The sequence below is a fragment of the Pseudomonas sp. MRSN 12121 genome (assembly GCF_000931465.1).
Lineage (GTDB): Bacteria > Pseudomonadota > Gammaproteobacteria > Pseudomonadales > Pseudomonadaceae > Aquipseudomonas.
Genome location: NZ_CP010892.1, coordinates 5,411,298 through 5,433,263 on the forward strand (window position 1 = coordinate 5,411,298; position 21,966 = coordinate 5,433,263).

Sequence of the window (21,966 nt, forward strand, 5' to 3'; positions counted from 1 at the left end):
TAGGCGCTAGGCACTGGCCGCGGCCAGCCTTGGTATGTTTCAAGGAACACCGCGCGCCTCATCCGGGACAGTTAATGATGTCGTTCGCCCCTCCGACACTGCTAGCATCAGGCGGGTCTTCCTTCTCAACCAGGCCAGCCACCCCGTTGCCCATGCTCGAGACGACAGCACTGCCAGGGAAAGCATTGCCCCCGCCACTGGATACCCGGTATCAGGTCGAAACGCCCGAAGGCATCGACCTGCCGCTGCGGCCGGCGGGGCTGATATCGCGCGCGCTGGCCTTTGCCATCGACCTGGGGTTTCGCGGCCTGATCCTCGGCGTGACGTTCATTGTCCTGGGCTTTCTCGGCCAGCTCGGCATGGGCCTGGGCTCGATCCTGCTGTTCCTGGTCAGCTGGTGGTACATGGTGCTGTTCGAGGTCCTGAACCAGGGCTGCTCGCCGGGCAAGCGCCTGATGGGCCTGCGGGTGGTGCAGGACGACGGCACGCCTATCGGCTGGGGGCCGTCGCTGACCCGCAACCTGCTGCGTTTTGTCGATATGCTGCCGTTCGGCTACTTCCTCGGCGCGATCAGTTGCCTGCAACACCCGACCTTCAAGCGCCTCGGCGACCTGGCCGCCGGCACGCTGGTGATCTATCGCGAGCAACCGGTGCCGCGGCCGACCCTGCCCGCCGCACCGCCCAAGACCCCGCCCTTCGCCCTGAGCCTGACGGAGCAGCGCGCGATCCTCGGCTTCGCCGAACGCCAGGCGCAACTGTCCGCGCAACGGGTCGAGGAACTGGCCGGCCTGCTCGCCGAGGCCCTCAAGGTCGACCCTGCCCTGGCCAGCGCCGAACTCAACGGCATCGCCCGCGGGCTATTGGGGCCGACATGAAACAGAGCCTGTTCGAAAGCCGTCACCAAGCCTTGTGGCAACGCCTGCGCGAACAGCTCGAGCAACTGGAACGCGGGCGGGCGAGCGCCGACACCTGTGCCCGCTTTCCCGAGGATTACCGCCGACTGTGCCAGCACCTGGCCCTGGCCCGGGAGCGCGGCTACAGCAGTTTCCTGATCGATCCGTTGCAGCAGTTGGCCCTGCGCGGCCACCAGCAGTTGTACCGGCAACGCAGCCCGTTGGGGCCCCGGGCCCTGGGCTTTGTCCTGGCGGGTTTCCCACGGCTGGTGCGGGCGCAATGGCACTTTGTCCTGGCCGCCGGGCTGGTGTTCTTCGCCAGCCTGTTGGGCATCGGCCTGCTGGTGTACCTGGTGCCCGACCTGATCTACAGCGTGGTCAGCCCGCAGCAGGTGGCCGAGATGCAACGCCTCTACGACCCGCACGCCAGCCGCCTGGGACGACTGGCCGAGCGCGCCGCCGGCGAGGACTGGATGATGTTCGGCTACTACATCATGAACAACCTCGGCATCGCGTTTCAGACCTTCGCCAGCGGCCTGCTGTTTGGCCTGGGCAGCCTGTTCTTCCTGTTTCTCAACGGCCTGACGATCGGCGCGGTGGCCGGCCACCTGACCCAGATCGGCTATGGCGCCACGTTCTGGTCGTTTGTCGTCGGCCACAGTGCCTTCGAACTCGGCGCCATCGTGCTGGCCGGCGCGGCCGGGTTGAAAATGGGCTGGGCGCTGATCGCCCCCGGGCGCCTGTCCCGTGGCGAAGCCTTGCTGCAGGCGGCGCGTATCAGCGTGCAACTGATCTGCGGCGTTATTCCGCTGCTATTGCTCGCGGCGTTCGTCGAAGCCTACTGGTCCTCCCTGACCTGGCCGGCGGCGTGGCTCAAATACCTGGTCGGCGGCGCCTGCTGGCTGCTGCTCCTGGCTTACCTGACACGTGCCGGACGCCATCATGCGCCTGAGTGAAGCCAGCGTGGTCATCCGCCCGCGCAGCAGCTGGGAAGCCATGGACCTGGGCATCCTGCTGAGCCAGCGGCATCGACGCCTGCTGATGACCAGCTGGGCGCTGGTCACCCTGCCGGTCTTCATTCTGCTCAGCCTGTTGCTGTGGGACTCGCCGACCCTCGCCCTGCTGGTGTTCTGGTGGCTCAAGCCGGCGTTCGAACGGCTGCCGCTGTACATCCTCGCCCAGGCGCTGTTCGGCGAAACCCCGACCTTGCGCCAGGCCCTGCGCCAGTGGCCGCGGCTGCTCAAGCCACAATTGCTGGCCAGCCTGACCTGGCGCCGGCTGAGCCTGAGCCGCAGCTTTCTGCTGCCGGTCACCCAGCTCGAAGGCTTGAGCGGCGAGGCGCGCCAGCAACGCGTGCGGGTGCTGCAACAACGCAACGCCGGCGCCGCTCACTGGCTGACCCTGATCGGCGTGCACCTTGAGGGCGCGCTGTGGATCGGCCTGATGGTGCTGTTCTACCTGCTGCTCCCCCAACAGATCGAGCTGGATTGGGACTGGCAGACCCTGATCGCCGCCACCGAGCAGGACTGGCGCTGGCTCGAGCACCTGACCAATGCCTTCTACGCACTGGTCCTGATTGTCTGGGAGCCGGTGTATGTCGCCTGTGGCTTCACCCTGTATCTCAACCGCCGCACCCTGCTGGAGGCCTGGGACATCGAACTGGTCCTGCGTCGCCTGCGCCAGCGCCTGGGCAGCGTGGCGCTATTGCTGATCATCGGCGGCCTCGGCCTGCTCCCCCTGGCACCCGACGCCCGGGCCGCCGAACCGGCCAGCGGCCCCGACAGCCCGCGCCTGCTGGAGCAACCCCTGACCAGCCAGGCGGCGAAAGACAGCATCGAACGCATCCTCGCAGAGCCGCCCTTCAAGAACCCGCAGACGGTGACCCGCTATCGGTTCGCCGAGGACACCCCGCGCAACCCGGAAGAATCCGCCCCGCCCGGTTGGCTCACGGCGCTCGGCAAGTGGCTGGACAGCAGCGTCTTCGACGCCGCGGCCAAGGCCCTGCAGATTCTGCTCTGGGCCCTGCTGCCGGGGGCGCTGGTCCTGCTGCTGTGGCGTTATCGCCAGGGGTTGCGGGCCTTCCTCGGACGTGCGCCATCGCCCGCCAAGGCTCGCCTGGCGCCGCAAAGGTTGTTCGGTCTCGACCTCAGCCCCGAGGCCCTGCCCGAGGATGTCGCCGCCGCGGCCGAAGCGCTCTGGCCGCAGCAGCCACGCGAAGCCCTGGGGCTGTTGTACCGCGCGCTGTTGAGCCGGCTCCTGCATGACTTCCAGCTGCCCCTGAAACCGGCGGACACCGAAGGCCAGGTCCTCGAGCACATCAAGAGCTTGCAGCAGCCACCGCTACAGGCGTTCAGCAACGACCTGACCCGGCATTGGCAGAACCTCGCCTACGGGCATCGCCTGCCCCCCGCGCAACTGCGGCAGGAGCTGTGCGATGGCTGGCGCGCGCTGTTCGGCCCGGGAGCCCGACCATGAGCCGGCGCCTGATGCCACTGCTGGCGCTGCTGGTCGCCTGCCTGCTGGGGGGAGGGCTGCTGTACGTCTACCTCAACGCCACGCCCTACGAAGAAACCGTCGACCGCGGCCCCTCGCCGCAAGCCCGCGCCAACCCTTACCTGGCGGCGGAAATCTTCCTGCGCCAGCGTGGCTTGCAGGTCCACCACGCCAACGGCCTGGAAGTGCTGGCGACTCTCAAGCCAGAGCAGCACAGCCTGCTACTGCTGGGCGAACGCACGAACATGACGCCCCGGCAGGTCGAGCAAGTGCTGGACTGGGCCAGGGCCGGCGGCCGCCTGCTGTTCGTCGCCGAAGCCCTGTGGAATGAAGAGGCCGGACGCAGCGGCGACCTGCTGCTCGATCGCCTGAACCTGCGCCAGTTTCTCAGCAAGGACCTGAAGGCGCCCGCCCCCGAAGCCGCCAGGGAACCCTATCCGAAACTGACCAAGCTCTACCTGGAGGACGAAGAGGCCCCGGCCTACATCGGCTTCGACACCGCCTTCCACCTGGAAGACCCGGACAACCTCGCCCAGTCGTGGGCCAATAGCGCCCTGGCCACCCACATGATGCAACTGGGCTACGGCCAGGGTTCGATCACCGTGCTCACCGACGCCGAGATCTGGAAGACGCCCTTCATCGCCAAGCACGACAACGCCTGGCTGCTCTGGTACCTGAGCGCCGACAGCGACGTCACCCTGCTGTTCGACACCGACCACGACAGCCTCTGGAGCCTGCTGCTGGAGTACTTCCCGCAGGCGCTGGTGGCCCTCGCGGCGCTGCTCGGCCTGGGGTTGTGGCATGTCGGCATGCGCCACGGGCCGATCCAGGCCCCGGCGCCCAAGGCCCGGCGCCAGTTGCGCGAGCACCTGCAGGCCAGCGCTCACTTCCTGCTGCGCCACACTGGCCAGCAAGGGCTGGTGCACAGCCTGCGGCAGGACATCCTGCGCCGCGCCCAGCATCGTCACCCCGGTTTCGAACATCTGCCACCCGACGCACAGTGGCAGGTCCTCGCCCGCCTCACCCGGCAGCCGGACACCGCCATCAGCCAAGCGTTGGCTCCAGCCTCGGCGCAACGCCTTTCCAGCGCCGATTTCAGCCGCCTGGTCACCCACCTGCAAACTATCAGGAATGCCCTATGAGCGACCTTCCCGCCGCACCGCTTCCCGCCGCAGAGCCCGACCCCACGCACGCTCATGCCGCCCAGCAACGCCAGCGCGCCAGCCAGCTGGCCCAGGCCCTGCGCCACGAACTGCAAAAGGCGGTGATCGGCCAGGAGGCGGTGATCGACGACGTACTCACGGCCTTGATCGCCGGCGGCCATGTGCTGCTCGAAGGCGTCCCCGGCCTGGGCAAGACCCTGCTGGTGCGGGCCCTGGCCCGGTGCTTCGGCGGTGAGTTCGCGCGGATCCAGTTCACCCCCGACCTGATGCCCAGCGACGTCACCGGGCATGCGGTCTACGACTTGCAGACCGAGCAGTTCAAGCTGCGCAAGGGGCCGCTGTTCACCCACCTGCTGCTGGCCGACGAAATCAACCGCGCGCCGGCCAAGACCCAGGCCGCGCTGCTCGAAGCCATGCAGGAACGCCAGGTGACCCTCGAAGGCCGGGCCTTGCCGATCGCCCAGCCGTTCATGGTCCTGGCCACGCAGAACCCGATTGAGCAGGAAGGCACCTACCCGCTGCCGGAAGCCGAACTCGATCGTTTCATGCTCAAGCTGCGCATGGATTACCCGGACAGCGACGAGGAAGTGAGCATGGTCCGCCAGGTCACCCGCTCGCCGCGGGCCGACATGCTCGACGTGCAGCCCCTGCGCACCCTGCTGCAGGCCAAGGACGTACTGGCCCTGCAGCGGATCGCCAGCGACCTGCCGCTGGACGAACAGGTGCTCGACTACGCCGTGCGCCTGGCCCGCGCCACCCGCAGCTGGCCGGGGCTGACCCTCGGCGCCGGGCCGCGGGCGTCCATTGCGCTGGTGCGCGGCGCACGGGCCAGGGCACTGCTGCGCGGCGGTGAGTTCGTGATTCCGGACGACATCAAGGGCTGCGCCCTGGCGGTGCTGCGCCACCGCGTGCGAATCGCGCCGGAACTGGACATCGAAGGCTTGTCGGTGGAGCACGTGCTCAAGCAGTTGCTCGACCAAGTGCCGGCGCCGCGGCTATGAGCGGCCTGACCGTGAGCCTGCGCACGCCATGAAGCCCTCACGCCTGCTGCTGATCTGGCTCGGCGTGCTGCTGGCGCTGGACGTGCTGCTCGGTGCCGCGCGCGCCCTTGGCCTGGCGCTCGCGAGCAGCCTGCAAGCGATCGCCTGGGGCCTGCTCCTGGCCCTGTTGCTGCTGGCCGCGCTGGACGCCTTCAGGCTGCGGCGCCTGCCTTCGCCACGCCTGCTCCGCCAGTTGCCCGGCAGCCTGCCCCTGGGCCGCTGGAGCGAAGTGCGCATCGAGGTTCGCCATGACTTTGCCCAGCCGCTGAGCCTGGAACTGTTCGACCACGTACCGGACGGCCTGGAATTCGAGCACCTGCCCCACTCACTGGAGCTGGAGCCTGGCCAGCTGCAGGACCTGGGCTACCGGGTGCGCCCGCTCAAGCGCGGCCACTTCGACTTCGAACGCTGCGAGGTCGGCCTGCCCAGCCCGCTGGGCCTGTGGACAGCCCGACGGCTGCTGCCACTGCGTGACAGCACCCGCGTCTACCCGGACTTCGCCCGGCTCTATGGCGCACGGCTGCTGGGGGTCGATAACTGGCTGAGCCGGATCGGCGTTCGCCAGCAGCCGCGCCGCGGCCTGGGCCTGGAGTTCAACCAGCTGCGCGAGTTTCGCGAGGGCGACAGCCTGCGGCAGATCGACTGGAAAGCCACCGCCCGGCAACGCACGCCGATTGCCCGCGAATACCAGGACGAGCGCGACCAGCAGATCGTCTTCCTGCTCGACTGCGGCCGGCGCATGCGCAGCCAGGACGGCGAACTGGCGCACTTCGACCACGCGCTCGATGCCTGCCTGCTGCTCAGTTATGTCGCCTTGCGCCAGGGCGACGCGGTGGGCTTGTGCACCTTCGCCGGCGAGCGCCAGCGCTACCTGGCGCCGGTCAAGGGCGCCGACCAGTTGAGCGCCCTGCTCAACAGCGTCTACGACCTCGACAGCAGCCAGCGCAGCGCCGACTTCCAGGCCGCCGCCAGCGAATTGCTGGCCCGGCAGAAACGCCGGGCCCTGGTGGTGCTGGTCACCAATCTGCGCGACGAAGACGACGAGGAACTGCTGACCGCGGTCAAGCGCCTGGGACGCCAGCATCGGGTCCTGGTGGCCAGCCTGCGCGAGGAAGTCCTCGACCAGTTGCGCCAGGCGCCCGTGCACAGCCTGTCCGACGCCCTGACCTACTGCGGCACCGTCCATTACCTGAACGCCCGCGACGATCTGCATGAGCGCCTGAACGCCCAGGGCGTCGCCCTGCTCGATGTACGGCCGGGCGAACTGGGGGCGCAACTGGTGACCCGCTACCTCAGCTGGAAAAAGGCCGGGGTGCTGTAGGGCTCAGGCGGAAGTCTGCAGCGGGTGAAAACTGAAGTAGTTGCGCAGGGCGCTCACCAGCTCGCGGTACTCGGCGGGAGAACGCAGCAGCACGAAACCGGCGTCGTAGTGATGAGGCGTGACATCTTCGTGGCACCAGCGGCAGGCGGCGGTGATATCCACGGTCTGCAATTGACCGTCGCGACCGGGGGCCGTCAGGCGCAGCTCGAAGTCGGCGCCGACCAGCATCGGCAGCTGGCTGATCAGCATCAGCCCGTCTTCGGAGACGTTGCCCAGGTAACCGATCGGTTGACCGGTCAGTCGATTGAACACCTTCAAAAAACACGGCAACTGGTGCCGTTCGATCCGCCGGTCCGTGAACATGTCGAGCATCGCTATGAAATGACCATTGAGCATGGCCGCACTAGGGCTTGGCAAAAGGCTGCCGGGCTGCTCCCACAGGAATTCCAGCCCGAACGCGCCATTTTAGAAACAAAGCTCTAAAACTGACCAGCCCCATTTAACCCGCTGCGCGAATCGGTAGGGCGGATGTTACAAGGCAGTCGGGCGCGCCTGGGCCGTGCCGCGCGACGGGTAGTGCCCCAGTTGCTGCAGGGTTTCCAGCCGGGCGCGGGCGCGGTAGGCGTATTCGCTGTTGGGGTGCTCGGTGATGATGTACTGGTAGGTCTGCGCCGCATCGAGGAACAGCTTCTGCCGCTCCAGGCACTGGCCGCGCAGCATCGACACCTCCGGCTGGATATAACGGCGCGAGCGGCTCGTGCGGTCGACCTGGCTCAGTTCGAGCATCACCCGTTCGCAGTTGCCGGCGTCGTAGGCGCGGTAGGCCGTGTTCAGATGATGGTCCATCGACCAGCGGGTACAGCCGACAACACTGACGGCCAGGGCAGCAATGAGCACGAATCGCATGGGGGTTCTCCTGTCTTGGGCAGGTTATCGACCCGCGTTGGAAAATCTTCAGGAATGTTCGTTTAAAGAAACAAACGAATAAGTAGTGCAAACGAACAATGACTACAGCCGCGGACCATAGTAGCCTCTCGTTGCGCTTGAACTCAGGAGTCTTTGCATGTCCGTCCGTCGTACCAAAATCGTCGCTACCCTTGGCCCGGCCAGTAACTCGCCGGAAGTTCTCGAACAGCTGATTCTGGCTGGCCTGGACGTCGCCCGCCTGAACTTCTCCCACGGCACCCCGGACGAGCACAAGGCTCGCGCCAAGCTGGTACGTGACCTGGCCGCCAAGCACGGGCGCTTCGTCGCGCTGCTGGGCGACCTGCAAGGGCCGAAGATCCGTATCGCCAAATTCGCCAACAAGCGCATCGAGCTGAAGATCGGTGACAAGTTCACCTTCTCCACCAGCCACCCGCTGACCGAAGGTACCCAGGATATCGTCGGCATCGACTATCCGGACCTGGTCAAGGACTGCGGCGTGGGCGACGAACTGCTGCTCGACGACGGCCGCGTGGTGATGCGCGTCGATACCGCCACCAGCACCGAACTGCATTGCACCGTGACCATCGGTGGCCCGCTGTCGGACCACAAGGGCATCAACCGTCGCGGCGGCGGCCTGACTGCGCCGGCCCTGACCGAAAAAGACAAGGCCGACATCAAGCTGGCCGCCGAAATGGACCTGGACTACCTGGCCGTGTCCTTCCCGCGCGATGCCGCGGACATGGAATATGCCCGCCAACTGCGCGACGAGGCCGGCGGTACCGCCTGGCTGGTGGCGAAGATCGAGCGTGCCGAAGCCGTGGCCAATGACGAGACCCTCGATGGCCTGATCAAGGCTTCCGACGCCGTGATGGTCGCCCGTGGCGACCTTGGCGTGGAAATCGGCGACGCCGAGCTGGTGGGCATCCAGAAGAAAATCATCCTGCACGCCCGTCGTCACAACAAGGCGGTGATCGTGGCGACCCAGATGATGGAGTCGATGATCCAGAACCCGATGCCGACCCGTGCCGAAGTGTCCGACGTGGCCAACGCCGTGCTCGACTACACCGACGCCGTGATGCTCTCGGCCGAAAGCGCCGCCGGCGCCTACCCGCTCGAAGCGGTCCAGGCCATGGCGCGTATCTGCGTCGGCGCGGAAAAGCATCCGACCAGCAAGACCTCCAGCCACCGCATCGGCAAGACCTTCGAGCGCTGCGACGAGAGCATCGCCCTGGCGACCATGTACACCGCCAACCACTTCCCGGGCGTGAAGGCGATCATCGCGTTGACCGAAAGCGGCTACACCCCGCTGATCATGTCGCGTATCCGTTCCTCGGTGCCGATCTACGCGTTCACCCCGCACCGCGAAGCCCAGGCCCGCACCGCGATGTTCCGTGGCGTCTACACCATCCCGTTCGACCCGGCGTCCCTGCCGCCCAGCGAAGTCAGCCAGAAGGCGATCGACGAACTGGTCAAGCGCGGCGTGGTGGAAAAAGGCGACTGGGTCATCCTGACCAAGGGCGACAGCTACCACACCACCGGCGGCACCAACGGCATGAAGATCCTGCACGTGGGCGACCCGATGGTCTGAGCCCCCCTGAGGCCGTACTGAAAAAGCCCCGCAGCGAACACTGCGGGGCTTTTTTATGACCGGCGAACCTGTAGGAGCGAAGCTTGCTCGCGATGGCGGGCACCGCATTGGTTCTGGCGAACCGCGGTGTGGCCATCGCGAGCAAGTCGGATCGCCACCCGTTCGCCCCTACAGGGCCAAGGTCAGCCCTTGGCGAAGAAGCCGGACAGGGCGGCGACGGCTTCCGGCGAATGCAGGCGTTGCGTGAACAGGACGCCCTCCTCCTCGATCACCTTGAGCAACTGCTCGCGATCCGGCGCGCGCATCAGTTGCTTGCTGCTTTGCACCGCCTGCGGCGCCAGCGTCTCAAAGCGCAGCGCCACCTCCCGGGCCCTGGCCAGGGTCGCGGCGCCATCGTCCAGGGCCTGGTTGGCGATGCCCCACTGCGCCGCCTGCTCACCGCTGAAGCCATCGCCCAGCAGCAACAGTTCGGCGGCCCGGGCCGGCCCGAGCAAGCGCGGCAGGATCAGGCTGGAACCGAATTCGGGGCACAGGCCGAGATTGACGAACGGCATGCGCAAACGGGCATCGCGGCTGACGTACACCAGGTCGCAATGCAGCAGCAAGGTGGTGCCGATCCCCACGGCCGGCCCGGCCACCGCGGCGACCACCGGCTTGCGGCACTCCAACAGGCTGAGCATGAACTGGAAGGGTGGGCTGTCGAGCCCGGTGGGCGGCTGCTGGAGGAAGTCGGCGATATCGTTGCCGGCGGTGAAGCAGTCGCTGCTGCCGCTGAGCAGCACGGCACGGATCTCGGGATCGCTGTCGGCTTGGCGCAGCCCTTCGGCCAACTGGCTGTACATGGCACGGGTCAGGGCGTTTTTCTTGTCCGGGCGGTTCAGGCGCAGGGTCAGCAGCCCGCCTTCGCGTTCAAACAGGATGGTGTCGGTCATGGTGGTCTCGCTCAGGACGGATCAGCGCTCAACCACGGGGCAGGAAGACATCGGCCAGCAGTTGATTGCGCGGCAGCCCCGCCAGGTACAGGCGTCGGGCGAACGCGTCGACGCTGTCGGGGTGCCCGCAGAGTAAGGCCTGGGTTTGCCGCGAAACAAGCCGCAGTTGCGCCAAAGCCGCTGGCAGCTCGGTCGCGGTCAACAACTCGACGCTGAGGTTGGCGTGCCCCGCCGCCAGTGCTGCCAAGGGCTTGGCCAGGTAATGCTCGCTGGCGTCATGGGCCAGGTGAATGAGCCGGATGGCGCCCTGATGATCCTGGCGCAACGCCTCGCGCAGGATACCGAACAGCGGTGCGAGCCCGGTGCCGGCCGCCAGCAGCCAGAGCGGCCGGGCCTGCCAGTCGGGGTCATAGTGCAGCGCGCCGCCGCGCAGCTCGCCCAGGCGCAAGCCGTCGCCGGGCTTGAGCTGGCGCGCCGCGTCGCTGAACGCGCCGGGCCGGCGGCAATCGAGGTGGAACTCCAGAAAACGGTCCTCGCCGGGCAGGCTCGCCAGCGAATACGGGCGCGCCACGCCGCCAGCCGTCCACAGCACCAGGTGCTGGCCGGCCTGATAGCGCAGGTTGCGCTGCGGTTGCAAACGCAGGCGCAGCACCGTGGCCGACAGCCAGTCCAGTCCCACCACCTCGGCCGGCAGGCCATCGCGCAGCGGGTCGTAGGTTTCCACCCGCAGGTCCTCCACCACCTGGCACTGGCAGGCCAGCCGCCAACCGTGCTGGCGCTGCTCGTCGCTCAAGGCATCGGGCCGGCTGTCGCCAGGCAGCCCCTCGACGCAGTGCACCAGGCAGGCGTGGCAACTGCCGGCGCGGCAGCTGTAGGGCACCGCCACGCCAGCCTGGTTCAGGGCATCGAGCAGATTGCTGCCCGCGGCCACCGACCACTGCCGCTCACCGACCCGTAGCTCAGGCATCGACATTTTCCCAGGCTGCGGCGCAGCGGTTGCGGCCATCGCGCTTGGCGCGGTACAGCGCCTGGTCGGCGCGTTGCAGGGCGGCGTCCAGATCGTCGCCCAGCTCCACCAGGGTCATCCCCACCGACAGGCTCAGGCCGGGCACTTCGATGCCGATCAACTGGGCGTCCATGAACGCCAGCCGCAGGCGCTCGCAGCACGAAGTCAGGCGCTCGGGATCGCAATCGGGCAGTAACATCACAAACTCCTCGCCGCCGTAGCGGGCCAATACGTCGCCCTCGCGCAGACAGGCACTGGCCACGGCGGCGAACGCCTGCAGCACTTGATCGCCCGCGGCATGGCCATGCACGTCGTTGATCCGCTTGAAGTGGTCAAGATCGATCAGCGCCAGGCCATGCATCTGGTCCAGGTTCATCACATGCAACTCGCGGGAAGCCAGGCGCAGGAAATGCCGGCGATTGTACAGGCCGGTCAGCTCGTCGGTGGCGACCAGGTCTTCCAGCTGGCGCATCATGCCGCGCAGCGTGTCCTGGTGCGCCTGCAAGGCGAAGCGCCGTTGCCGCATGCGCTGCCGGGAAGCTTGCACATAACTGGCGTACAGGCACAGCCAGGCCAGCACCGCGAACAGCACGCCCACCTGCAGCGCGGCGAGCATCGGGTCGGCCAGCTTGAAGTGGTAGCCGTCCCACAGCGTGAGCCCGGCAAAAGCGATGAAGATCGACAGGGCGCAGCGCACGAAGGCCCGGCGCGACAGATGGAACAGGCCGAACAGCAGCGTCAGCAGGTAAAACACCAGGAAGGTGCCGCGCGCCGTATCGAGATGGGCCAGCATCCAGGTCTGCCAGCCGATGCCCAGCAGGATCTGGATCTCGGTCAGGCTCGGGTCGTGAAAGCGCAGGTTGCGCCCGGACAGGAACAGCCATAGCAGCACTGTCTGGCTCAGTACCACCAGGCCGGTATCGACCAGCGCCGAACGGGCCGATGCCGAATAGTAGCCACTGAAAATAGCCACCCAGAGCAACAGCAACGCCAGCCCATAGGTACCGGCCGCAAGGGCGAAGCGCTTGAGTAACAGACTCTGGATAGCGTTATGGGTCAATCGTTGACTCACCATGCGAAAGAGGGCTTTAAAGAGTTTCCTACCCTACAGGCCACTTGCCACTTTAGTGGGCTCGCCCAGAAATGACTATCCAATTTTTGTGCCCCGCAGGCCCGGCACCAGGCCGGCATCGCCCCACGGGGCCATTCGCGGCATGCGACTTTGGTTTGACTGCCGGCGGGTGTGCCGGGCACCGAGGCGCGGTATACTGCCGCGCCTTTTTAGCGTCGCGCCAGTGTGTCCGGCGTGCCTTGAAGGTGTTTGCAACCGACCGATGCACCCAAGCTGCAAGCACCTTATTAAATGTTCCCGTCTTTTAGAGGAGCGCGACTCATGACCGTGATCAAGCAAGACGACCTGATTCAGAGCGTTGCCGACGCCCTGCAGTTCATTTCCTACTACCACCCCGTGGACTTCATCCAGGCGATGCACGAAGCCTACCTGCGCGAAGAATCGCCAGCGGCCCGTGATTCCATGGCACAGATCCTGATCAACTCGCGCATGTGCGCCACCGGCCACCGCCCGATCTGCCAGGACACCGGTATCGTCACCGTATTCGTTCGCGTGGGCATGGACGTGCGCTGGGACGGCGCGACCATGAGCCTGGACGACATGATCAACGAAGGCGTGCGTCGCGCTTACAACCTGCCGGAAAACGTCCTGCGGGCCTCGATCCTTGCCGACCCGGCGGGCGCGCGCAAGAACACCAAGGACAACACCCCTGCGGTCATCCACTACTCCATCGTCCCGGGCAACACCGTGGAAGTGGACGTGGCGGCCAAGGGCGGCGGCTCCGAGAACAAGTCGAAGATGGCGATGCTCAACCCGTCCGACTCGATCGTCGACTGGGTGCTCAAGACCGTTCCGACCATGGGCGCCGGCTGGTGCCCGCCGGGCATGCTCGGCATCGGCATCGGCGGTACCGCCGAGAAGGCCGCGGTGATGGCCAAGGAAGTGTTGATGGAGTCCATCGACATCCACGAGCTGAAGGCCCGCGGCCCGCAGAACCGTATCGAAGAGATGCGCCTGGAGCTGTTCGAGAAGGTCAACCAGCTGGGCATCGGCGCCCAGGGCCTGGGCGGCCTGACCACCGTGCTCGACGTGAAGATCATGGACTACCCGACCCACGCCGCGTCCCTGCCGGTGTGCATGATCCCGAACTGCGCCGCCACCCGCCACGCGCACTTCGTGCTCGACGGTTCGGGCCCTGCGGCCCTGGAAGCGCCACCCTTGGACGCCTACCCGGAAATCGTCTGGGAAGCCGGCCCGTCGGCCCGTCGCGTCAACCTCGACACCCTGACCCCGGAAGAAGTGCAGAGCTGGAAACCGGGCGAGACCGTGCTGCTCAATGGCAAGATGCTCACCGGCCGCGATGCCGCGCACAAGCGCATGGTCGAGATGCTGAACAAGGGCGAGACCCTGCCGGTGGACCTCAAGGGTCGCTTCATCTACTACGTCGGCCCGGTCGATCCGGTCGGCGACGAAGTGGTAGGCCCGGCCGGCCCGACCACCGCTACGCGGATGGACAAGTTCACCCGGCAGATCCTCGAGCAGACCGGCCTTCTGGGCATGATCGGCAAGTCCGAGCGCGGCCCGACCGCCATCGAGGCGATCAAGGACAGCAAGGCCGTGTACCTGATGGCCGTCGGCGGCGCCGCCTACCTGGTGGCCCAGGCGATCAAGAAGTCCAAGGTCCTGGCCTTTGCCGAACTGGGCATGGAAGCGATCTACGAGTTCGAAGTCAAAGACATGCCGGTCACTGTCGCGGTCGACAGCAAAGGTGAGTCGGTGCACATCACCGGTCCTGCCATCTGGCAGAAAAAGATCAGTGAAAGCCTGGCGGTAGAAGTGCAGTAAGCGCTTCGGGCCATCACCCAGGGCGGCGTTGCTCGACGAGCAGCGCCGCCTTTTTCATGCCCGCTCGGGCAAGCACTGCCCACGATCAACGAAGGGCCGGGCAGGCATGCTATCTTGCCTGCCCCTTCAGCCTGCCTCCGGAATCATGGTCCAGATCTTTCGCCCGCTGCGCCTGGCCGTCTACACCCTGGTGATCGTCGCCGGCGCCGTGGTCAGCGCGACCCTCGCCATGCGCCATGCCGAACACCAGGCGTTGCAGGACGACGCCGCCCGCGCCAACGAACAGCTGGCGTTGTATGCCAATTCCCTGCACACCCTGATCGAGCGCTATCGCGCCCTGCCCGCCGTGCTGGCCCTGGACCCGGAACTGCGTTCGGCGCTCAAGGGCCCGGTCGGCCCCGAGCAGCAGGACGCGCTCAACCGCAAGCTGGAACAGATCAACGGCGCCGCCCGCTCCTCGACCCTGGAGCTGCTGGATCACACCGGCCTGGCCGTGGCCGCCAGCAACTGGCGCCTGCCCAGCAGCTACGTCGGCCACAACTACGGTTTCCGTCCCTATTTCAGCCAGACCCGCAGCCAGGGCAGCGGACGCTTCTATGCCGTGGGCGTCACCAGTGGCATTCCCGGCTATTTCCTGGCCAGCGCGGTCAAGGGCGAGCAGCAACAGTTCCTCGGCGCGATGGTGGTGAAGCTGGAGTTTCCCGAACTGGAACGCGAATGGAGCCAGGGCAACGACACCCTGCTGGTCAGCGACGCCCGCGGCATCGTGTTCATCGCCAACCAGCCCGGCTGGCGCTATCGCCAACTGCGCCCGCTGTCGGACAGCGACCGCGCCGAACTCCAGGCCACCCGGCAATACGACAAGCAACACCTGGCCCCGCTGGAACACCAGGTGCAGCAACGCTTTGACGACAACAGCACGCTGACCCGGGTCGCCGGGCCGGACGGCAGCGTCGACTACCTGTGGGAATCCCTGCCCCTGGCCGCCGAAGGCTGGACCCTGCATTTGCTGCGCCGCCCGCAGATCGCCTTCGAGGACCGGCGCAATGCCGGCCTGGCCGCCGCCGGTGCCTGGCTGACCCTGGTGTTCCTGCTGCTGTTCCTCAATCAGCGCTGGCGCCTGGCCAGGCTGCGCCAGCGCAGCCGTGAGGAGCTCGAGCGCCTGGTCGAGGAGCGCACCCGTGACCTGCGTACCGCCCAGGACGGCCTGGTGCAGTCGGCCAAGCTCGCCGCTCTCGGCCAGATGTCCGCGGCCCTGGCCCATGAAATCAACCAGCCGCTGACCACCCAGCGCATGCAACTGGCTACCCTGCGCCTGTTGCTCGATCACGGGCGCATCGACGAGGCCTACCAGGCCCTCAAGCCCCTGGACGACATGCTGACCCGCATGGCCAGTCTCACCGGCCACCTCAAGACCTTTGCCCGCAAGAGCCCCAGCGGCCTGCGCGAGCGCCTGGACCTGGCGGCGGTGATCGATCAGGCGCTGCAACTGCTGGACACCCGGCTGCGCGACGAACAGGTCGACATCCGCCTGCAACTGACCCGCCCGGCCTGGGTCCGCGGCGACGCCATACGCCTGGAGCAGGTGCTGATCAACCTGCTGCGCAACGCCCTGGACGCCATGCACGACAAACCCGTGCGCCAGCTGCGGATCCACCTCGAAGCCGACCAGCAGCTATGGAACCTCAGCGTGATCGACAGCGGCGGCGGCATCGCCGAAGCGCATCTGCCGAATGTCTTCGATCCGTTCTTCACCACCAAGCCGGTGGGCGACGGCCTGGGCCTGGGCCTGGCGGTGTCCTACGCTATCGTCCACGAACTGGGCGGGCGCCTGAGCGCCGGCAACCAGGACCAGGGCGCGATCTTCACCCTGAGCCTGCCCATCGACCTGGAGGCGCATATCCCATGTTGAATTCGGTGCTGTTGGTGGATGACGAAGCCAGCATTCGTACCGCCGTCGAACAATGGCTGAGCCTGTCGGGCTTCCAGGTGCAGCTGTTCAGCCGCGCCGAGGATTGCCTGGCGCGGCTGCCCCGGGACTTTCCCGGGGTGCTGCTCAGCGACGTGCGCATGCCCGGCATGAGCGGCCTGGAGTTGCTCAAGCAGGTACAACTGCGCGATGCCGATCTGCCGGTGATCCTGCTCACCGGGCACGGCGACGTGCCGATGGCGGTCGAGGCCATGCGCGATGGCGCCTACGACTTCCTGGAAAAACCCTTCAGCCCGGAAACCCTGCTGAGCAGCCTGCGCCGGGCCCTGGACAAGCGCAGCCTGGTCCTGGAAAACCGGCGCCTGCACGAACAGGCCGATGCCCGGGAAAAAATCGACTCGACCCTGCTCGGTGTGTCCCGGGCGTTGCAGACCCTGCGGCGCCAGGTGGTCGACCTGGCGGCGTTGCCGGTCAATGTGCTGATCCGCGGCGAGACCGGCAGCGGCAAGGAGCTGGTCGCGCGCTGCCTGCACGATTTCGGCCCGCGCGCCGACAAGCCCTTTGTCGCCCTGAACTGCGCGGCGATTCCCGAGCAGTTGTTCGAGGCCGAGCTGTTCGGCCATGAAAGCGGCGCCTTTACCGGCGCCCAGGGCAAACGCGTCGGCAAGCTGGAATACGCCGACGGCGGCACCCTGTTCCTCGACGAGATCGAAAGCATGCCCCTGGCCCAGCAGGTCAAGCTGCTGCGGGTGTTGCAGGAACAGAAACTCGAACGCCTGGGGTCCAACCAGAGCATCAAGGTCGATCTGCGGATCGTTGCCGCGACCAAGCCGGACCTGCTCGACGAAGCGCGGGCCGGGCGCTTTCGCGAAGACCTGGCCTACCGCCTGAACGTCGCGCAACTGCGCCTGCCACCTTTGCGCGAGCGGCGCGAAGACATTCCGCTGCTGTACGAACACTTCGCCCAGGCCGCCGCCGAGCGCCTGGGCCGCAGCGCCAAGCCGCTGAACGGTGGGCAGTTGAGCCGCCTGCTCGGCCACGACTGGCCCGGCAACGTGCGCGAGCTGGCCAACGTCGCCGAGCGCCAGGTGCTCGGTCTCGGCGAGCCCGAGCCGGAAGCCATCGAGCCCGGCCAGTCCCTGGCGGCGCAGCAGGAAGCCTTCGAGGCGCAATGCCTGCGTGCCGCGCTGACTCGGCACAGGGGCGATATCAAGGCGGTGCTCAATGAACTGCAACTGCCACGCCGCACCTTCAATGAAAAGATGCAGCGCCATGGGCTGGCGCGGGAGATGTTTCTTGGCGAGGAGTGAGGCTCAAGGGCGGTGGCGCGCCTTCTGCTGTCATCGCGGGCAAGCCTCGCTCCTACAGAAGATCGGGGACCGTAGGAGCGAGGCTTGCCCGCGATAGGGCCCTCGCACACACCGCCACCATCGGCAACTTTCCGCTCAGCACCCTGCACCAATAAGCGGATTTCCGCTCATCAAAATCTTCAAACCCTTCTAAACCGGGCCTTTTGGCTCCTGGCACAGCTCCTGCTATAGCCCTGGCAGGCTGCGTTTCGGCGCGCTCCACAAAAACAATTAAATGAAGGATCCGTCATGGATAACTCGCAAACCCTGCCTCTTGGGTCGGCAGCTGCGCCTGCCAAAGAAAAGACCACCGCCAGTCGCCTGAAATCGATCTTCAGCGGCTCGGTCGGCAACATGGTCGAGTGGTACGACTGGTACGTCTACGCCGCCTTCTCGCTGTACTTCGCCAAAGTCTTCTTCCCCAAGGGCGACACCACCGCCCAATTGCTGAACACCGCGGCGATCTTCGCCGTGGGCTTCCTGATGCGTCCGATCGGCGGCTGGCTGATGGGCCTCTACGCCGACCGCAAGGGCCGCAAGGCCGCCTTGATGGCCTCGGTGCTGCTGATGTGCTTCGGCTCGCTGATCATCGCCCTGACCCCCGGCTATGAAACCATCGGCGTCGGCGCCCCGATCCTGCTGGTCCTCGCGCGCCTGATGCAGGGCCTGTCGGTGGGCGGCGAATACGGCACCTCGGCCACCTACCTCAGCGAGATGGCGACCAAGGAACGCCGTGGTTTCTTCTCCAGCTTCCAGTACGTGACCCTGATCTCCGGCCAGCTCATCGCCCTGGCGGTGCTGATCGTGCTGCAGAACGTCCTGACCACCGAGCAGCTGCAATCCTGGGGCTGGCGGATTCCGTTCGGCATCGGCGCGCTGTGCGCGGTCGTCGCCCTGTATCTGCGCCGCGGCATGGAAGAAACCGAGTCCTTCACCAAGAAGAAGGAAAAGCCGAAAGAGAGCCTGATGCGCACCCTGCTGCGTCATCCGAAGGAACTGATGACCGTGGTCGGCCTGACCATGGGCGGCACCCTGGCCTTCTACACCTACACCACCTACATGCAGAAGTACCTGGTGAACACCGTCGGCATGAGCATCTCCGACTCGACCACCATTTCGGCGGCGACCCTGTTCCTGTTCATGTGCCTGCAACCGGTGATCGGCGCGCTGTCGGACAAGATCGGCCGGCGTCCGATCCTGATCGCCTTCGGGATCCTCGGCACAATCTTCACCGTGCCGATCCTCACTACCCTGCACACGGTGCAGAGCTGGTGGGGCGCGTTCTTCCTGATCATGGCCGCGCTGATCATCGTCAGCGGCTATACCTCGATCAACGCCGTGGTCAAGGCCGAGCTGTTCCCGACCGAAATCCGCGCCCTGGGCGTGGGCCTGCCCTACGCGCTGACCGTGTCGATCTTCGGCGGCACCGCCGAATACATCGCCCTGTGGTTCAAGAGCGTCGGCATGGAAACCGGGTACTACTGGTATGTCACCGGCTGCATCGCGGTGTCGCTGCTGGTCTACATCACCATGAAAGACACCCGCAAACACTCGCGGATCGAAACTGACTGACAGGCAAAAAAAGCGCGAGGGTGCAAGGCCCTCGCGCTGTGGTGTGTCAGGTAAATCGTCATCGCGGGCAAGTCGGATCGCCGCCCGCTCGCTCCTACAGACGTTGCAGGGTTCCTGTAGGAGCGAGGCTTGCTCGCGATCACCGCGACGCGGTGCTCAGCCCATCACCCCAGTTCCGCCGCCACCTGCCGCTCGCCACGGCTCTTGTAGTACGACGCCCCGACAATCATCACCAGCAGAATCCCCGCCAGTACCGCCGACGAGCCGATGGTGCCGAAATCCAGGCCGCCCTTTTCATGGGGCTTGGTCAGGAAGTCGCCCAGGGTCGCGCCGAACGGCCGGGTCAGCACGAAAGCCACCCAGAACAGCAGGACCGACGAGATCTTGGTGAAGTACTTGAGCAGTACCACCACGGCGATGGTCGAGCCGATCAGCAGCGCCCCGCCGGCAAAGCCCAGGCCCGAATCGTCCGCCAGGTAATCCCCCAGCGCCGTGCCCAGGGTGTTGGAGAACAGGATCGCCGCCCAATAGAACAGCTCGCCGCGCAGGGTCTGGATCTTGTTGACGTTGAGCGGGTCGCCGCTCAAGCGCCAGACCGCGAAGATCGCCAGCAGGATCGCGATCAGGATGGCCGAGCCGGTGGCATACCCCAGGTCCAGGGTACGGTCCATGAAGTCCGACATGGTGGTGCCGGCGGTGCTGGTGGAGAGGATCACGATCCAGTACAGCACCGGATTGTAGGTTTTGGAGAACAGCTGGGTGACCAGGGTCAGCAGGAACACGCTGATCAGGATCATCGAGCTGACGGCGTAACCGACGTTCAGGGTCATCGACAACAAGTCGCCAGCGGTTTCGCCGAGGGTCGTCGCGCAGATTTTCATGACCCAGAACGCCAGGGTGATCTGAGGGAGTTTATTCATTCGCTGCTGTGCTCCAGAGCATGATTGAAGAGAGTCCTTGGTGGACTTCTGATAGTCGGAGCGAAGGCTGAGGGGCTGAGGGTGAAAAATCGGTAAGCGACAAATGAAAAAACCGTTGATCGGGTCTTTTCAACGCCTCGGACAGATTAATGATCGGTTAATGCCTGGTCCGCATTCTGCACCCCATCGAAATCGGTAACGACGCGTCGCGGACGCCAGCAGCGGAAAAAAGACCGTGAACTGTCATTTTCGACGCCAAAATAATCGATTAAATCGATAATTCCGTGCATATATTTGCACTTTTTAATCAAATTTATTGGCGTAGTATCCATCCCATACCCGCCGACCACCATGTAAACGAATCTGGAGTGACCACCATGAGCCGCAAACTGATCCTCGCCCTGACCCTGTCCGTATTGGCCGCCAACACCTTTGCCGCCGACGGTTACGACCGCACCGGCTCGGCTGCCTTCACCTCCGGCCGCACCGCCAGCCTGACTTCCGAGGTTGTCGACCGTGCCGGTGCCGCAGCCACCGTCGCTGCTGACGGATTCGACCGCACCGGCACCGCTGCTGCCATCGCCGCCGACGGGTTCGACCGCACCGGCACCGCTGCTGCCATCGCCGCCGACGGGTTCGACCGCACCGGCACCGCTGCCGCCATCGCCGCCGACGGGTTCGACCGCACCGGCACCGCAGCCGCCATTGCCGCCGACGGGTTCGACCGCACCGGCACCGCAGCCGCCATTGCCGCCGATGGTTTCGACCGCACCGGCACCGCAGCCGCCATCGCCGCCGACGGATTCGACCGCACCGGCACCGCAGCCGCCATCGGTTGATCCTTCGTCTCGGCCCACAGCCCGGCTTCGGCCGGGCTCAGTGTTTGCGGGCCGGGCAAAACCGCCTGTTGCGGCGCTGGCATTCGTTTTCAATGGCTTGCACTATGACGGCCTTCCCTCTTTCCATCCGCGCAAGTGCCCGCCATGCCTGAAGACATTCATTACTACGAACCCGCCCAGGGCCACGGCCTGCCCCACGACCCGTTCAACGCCATCGTCGGTCCGCGACCGATCGGCTGGATTTCCTCACAGGACCCGCAGGGCCGGCTGAACCTCGCGCCCTACAGTTTTTTCAACGCCTTCAACTACATCCCGCCGATCGTCGGTTTCGCCAGCGTCGGGCGCAAAGACAGCCTGAACAACATCGAGCAGACCGGCGAGTTCGCCTGGAACCTCGCCACCCGCCCGTTGGCCGAACAGATGAACCAGAGCTGCGCGGCGGTGCCCGCCGAGGTCGACGAGTTCGCACTGGCCGGGCTGACACCCGTGGCCTCGAAGGTGATTGGCGTACCGCGGGTAGCCGAAAGCCCGGTGTCCTTCGAATGCAAGGTCACGCAGATCATTCAACTGCGGCGTGCGGATCAGGAGCCGGTGCCCACCTGGCTGATCCTCGGCGAAGTAGTCGCCGTGCATATCGCCAGGCGGTTGCTCAAGGAAGGGATATACGACACCGCCGCGGCAGAACCTATTCTGCGCGGCGGCGGGCCGGCAGATTATTTCCAGCTGGGGCCGGAGGCCTTGTTCAAGATGTTCCGCCCCGGGGCGAACCGGTAGCGTTCACCGGCGGACAGCGTCGCGGATCAGCTCGCGGCCCAGGTCAGCTCACCGTCCTGGCTCACGTCGACCAACTGTTCGAGCTGCTGCGCGGCAGCCAGGTCGGCGTCGTGGGCGGTCTTGAATTTCTGTTCGTCCAGCACCTTGTGAAAGCGCGGCGCGCCTGAACCATCCAGGGCCTTGACCGCGATGGCGGCGCTGTAGCCCCCCTCGCCTGGAACCACGGCCGAAACCGCTTCGTATGCTGCAAACTCTTTACGTGCCATGTTGCTGGTCCTGGCCTGTGGAAAGCCGGGCATTCT

At 66.0% G+C, this 21,966-nt stretch carries 20 protein-coding genes; 13 read left to right on the plus strand and 7 right to left on the minus strand.

Annotated features, from left to right (window positions below):
• Positions 1 to 152: 152 nt before the first annotated feature.
• From TO66_RS24525 to TO66_RS24550, 6 genes are read left to right on the plus strand one after another with little or no spacing between them, the layout of a single operon-like run.
• Positions 153 to 875, plus strand: a complete 723-nt coding sequence (locus TO66_RS24525; RefSeq protein WP_044464699.1) for an RDD family protein — start codon at positions 153 to 155, stop codon at positions 873 to 875.
• Positions 872 to 1,849 carry a stage II sporulation protein M gene (locus TO66_RS24530; protein ID WP_044466152.1) on the plus strand — a complete coding sequence of 326 codons (978 nt, stop codon included), beginning with the start codon at positions 872 to 874 and terminating at the stop codon, positions 1,847 to 1,849. The genes TO66_RS24525 and TO66_RS24530 overlap by 4 nt, the downstream gene beginning before the upstream one ends.
• Positions 1,836 to 3,368, plus strand: coding sequence for a DUF4129 domain-containing protein (locus tag TO66_RS24535; protein WP_044464700.1), 1,533 nt, complete (start codon positions 1,836 to 1,838; stop codon positions 3,366 to 3,368). Before TO66_RS24530 ends, TO66_RS24535 begins: the two co-directional genes overlap by 14 nt.
• Complete coding sequence (locus tag TO66_RS24540; protein ID WP_044464701.1) at positions 3,365 to 4,528, plus strand: DUF4350 domain-containing protein; 1,164 nt, start codon at positions 3,365 to 3,367, stop codon at positions 4,526 to 4,528. Before TO66_RS24535 ends, TO66_RS24540 begins: the two co-directional genes overlap by 4 nt.
• Entirely contained in the window at positions 4,525 to 5,550 is a 1,026-nt protein-coding gene (locus TO66_RS24545; RefSeq protein WP_044464702.1) for a MoxR family ATPase, read from the plus strand. Before TO66_RS24540 ends, TO66_RS24545 begins: the two co-directional genes overlap by 4 nt.
• A gap of 28 nt (positions 5,551 to 5,578) precedes the next feature.
• A complete protein-coding gene (locus TO66_RS24550) occupies positions 5,579 to 6,910 on the plus strand; it encodes a DUF58 domain-containing protein (RefSeq protein WP_044464703.1) in 1,332 nt (443 codons plus the stop codon).
• A 3-nt stretch (positions 6,911 to 6,913) separates the two neighbouring features.
• On the opposite strand, the gene TO66_RS24555 is transcribed toward TO66_RS24550, so the two are convergent.
• Entirely contained in the window at positions 6,914 to 7,273 is a 360-nt protein-coding gene (locus TO66_RS24555) for a PilZ domain-containing protein (protein WP_044466153.1), read from the minus strand.
• Between the two features lie 168 nt (positions 7,274 to 7,441).
• A complete protein-coding gene (locus TO66_RS24560) occupies positions 7,442 to 7,816 on the minus strand; it encodes a hypothetical protein (RefSeq protein WP_044464704.1) in 375 nt (124 codons plus the stop codon).
• Positions 7,817 to 7,973: 157 nt separating this feature from the next.
• Between TO66_RS24560 and pyk the strand changes: the two genes are divergently transcribed.
• The gene (gene pyk, locus TO66_RS24565; protein ID WP_044464705.1) at positions 7,974 to 9,425 is read left to right on the plus strand and encodes a pyruvate kinase; all 1,452 of its coding nucleotides are present in this window, start codon (positions 7,974 to 7,976) and stop codon (positions 9,423 to 9,425) included.
• Between the two features lie 182 nt (positions 9,426 to 9,607).
• On the opposite strand, the gene TO66_RS24570 is transcribed toward pyk, so the two are convergent.
• The 3 genes from TO66_RS24570 to TO66_RS24580 are packed head-to-tail and all read right to left on the minus strand — an operon-like array spanning position 9,608 to position 12,423.
• Positions 9,608 to 10,357 carry an enoyl-CoA hydratase-related protein gene (locus TO66_RS24570; protein WP_044464706.1) on the minus strand — a complete coding sequence of 250 codons (750 nt, stop codon included), beginning with the start codon at positions 10,355 to 10,357 and terminating at the stop codon, positions 9,608 to 9,610.
• Between the two features lie 28 nt (positions 10,358 to 10,385).
• Positions 10,386 to 11,324, minus strand: coding sequence for an iron-sulfur-binding ferredoxin reductase (locus tag TO66_RS24575; RefSeq protein ID WP_044464707.1), 939 nt, complete (start codon positions 11,322 to 11,324; stop codon positions 10,386 to 10,388).
• Complete coding sequence (locus TO66_RS24580; protein ID WP_044464708.1) at positions 11,317 to 12,423, minus strand: diguanylate cyclase; 1,107 nt, start codon at positions 12,421 to 12,423, stop codon at positions 11,317 to 11,319. Before TO66_RS24580 ends, TO66_RS24575 begins: the two co-directional genes overlap by 8 nt.
• 333 nt (positions 12,424 to 12,756) lie before the next feature.
• Between TO66_RS24580 and TO66_RS24585 the strand changes: the two genes are divergently transcribed.
• The 4 genes from TO66_RS24585 (at position 12,757) to TO66_RS24600 (ending at position 19,131) form a co-directional block, all read left to right on the plus strand.
• The gene (locus tag TO66_RS24585) at positions 12,757 to 14,280 is read left to right on the plus strand and encodes a fumarate hydratase (protein ID WP_044464709.1); all 1,524 of its coding nucleotides are present in this window, start codon (positions 12,757 to 12,759) and stop codon (positions 14,278 to 14,280) included.
• 145 nt (positions 14,281 to 14,425) lie between these two features.
• A complete protein-coding gene (locus TO66_RS24590; RefSeq protein WP_044464710.1) occupies positions 14,426 to 16,192 on the plus strand; it encodes an ATP-binding protein in 1,767 nt (588 codons plus the stop codon).
• Positions 16,186 to 17,520: a sigma-54 dependent transcriptional regulator gene (locus tag TO66_RS24595; protein ID WP_044464711.1), complete on the plus strand. Its 1,335-nt coding sequence runs from the start codon at positions 16,186 to 16,188 to the stop codon at positions 17,518 to 17,520. Before TO66_RS24590 ends, TO66_RS24595 begins: the two co-directional genes overlap by 7 nt.
• A 288-nt stretch (positions 17,521 to 17,808) precedes the next feature.
• Positions 17,809 to 19,131: an MFS transporter gene (locus TO66_RS24600; protein ID WP_044464712.1), complete on the plus strand. Its 1,323-nt coding sequence runs from the start codon at positions 17,809 to 17,811 to the stop codon at positions 19,129 to 19,131.
• 164 nt (positions 19,132 to 19,295) lie between these two features.
• On the opposite strand, the gene TO66_RS24605 is transcribed toward TO66_RS24600, so the two are convergent.
• On the minus strand, positions 19,296 to 20,051 hold the full coding sequence (locus TO66_RS24605) for a membrane protein (RefSeq protein WP_044464713.1): 756 nt from the start codon (positions 20,049 to 20,051) through the stop codon (positions 19,296 to 19,298).
• Between the two features lie 377 nt (positions 20,052 to 20,428).
• On the opposite strand from TO66_RS24605, the gene TO66_RS24610 reads away from it, so the two are divergent.
• Together TO66_RS24610 and TO66_RS24615 are read left to right on the plus strand one after the other, a co-directional pair.
• A complete protein-coding gene (locus TO66_RS24610; protein WP_044464714.1) occupies positions 20,429 to 20,890 on the plus strand; it encodes a hypothetical protein in 462 nt (153 codons plus the stop codon).
• A gap of 144 nt (positions 20,891 to 21,034) precedes the next feature.
• Entirely contained in the window at positions 21,035 to 21,664 is a 630-nt protein-coding gene (locus TO66_RS24615; RefSeq protein WP_044464715.1) for a flavin reductase family protein, read from the plus strand.
• A gap of 26 nt (positions 21,665 to 21,690) precedes the next feature.
• Here TO66_RS24615 and TO66_RS24620 read toward each other — a convergent pair whose 3' ends face one another.
• Positions 21,691 to 21,963 carry a hypothetical protein gene (locus TO66_RS24620; protein WP_044464716.1) on the minus strand — a complete coding sequence of 91 codons (273 nt, stop codon included), beginning with the start codon at positions 21,961 to 21,963 and terminating at the stop codon, positions 21,691 to 21,693.
• Positions 21,964 to 21,966 lie beyond the last annotated feature (3 nt).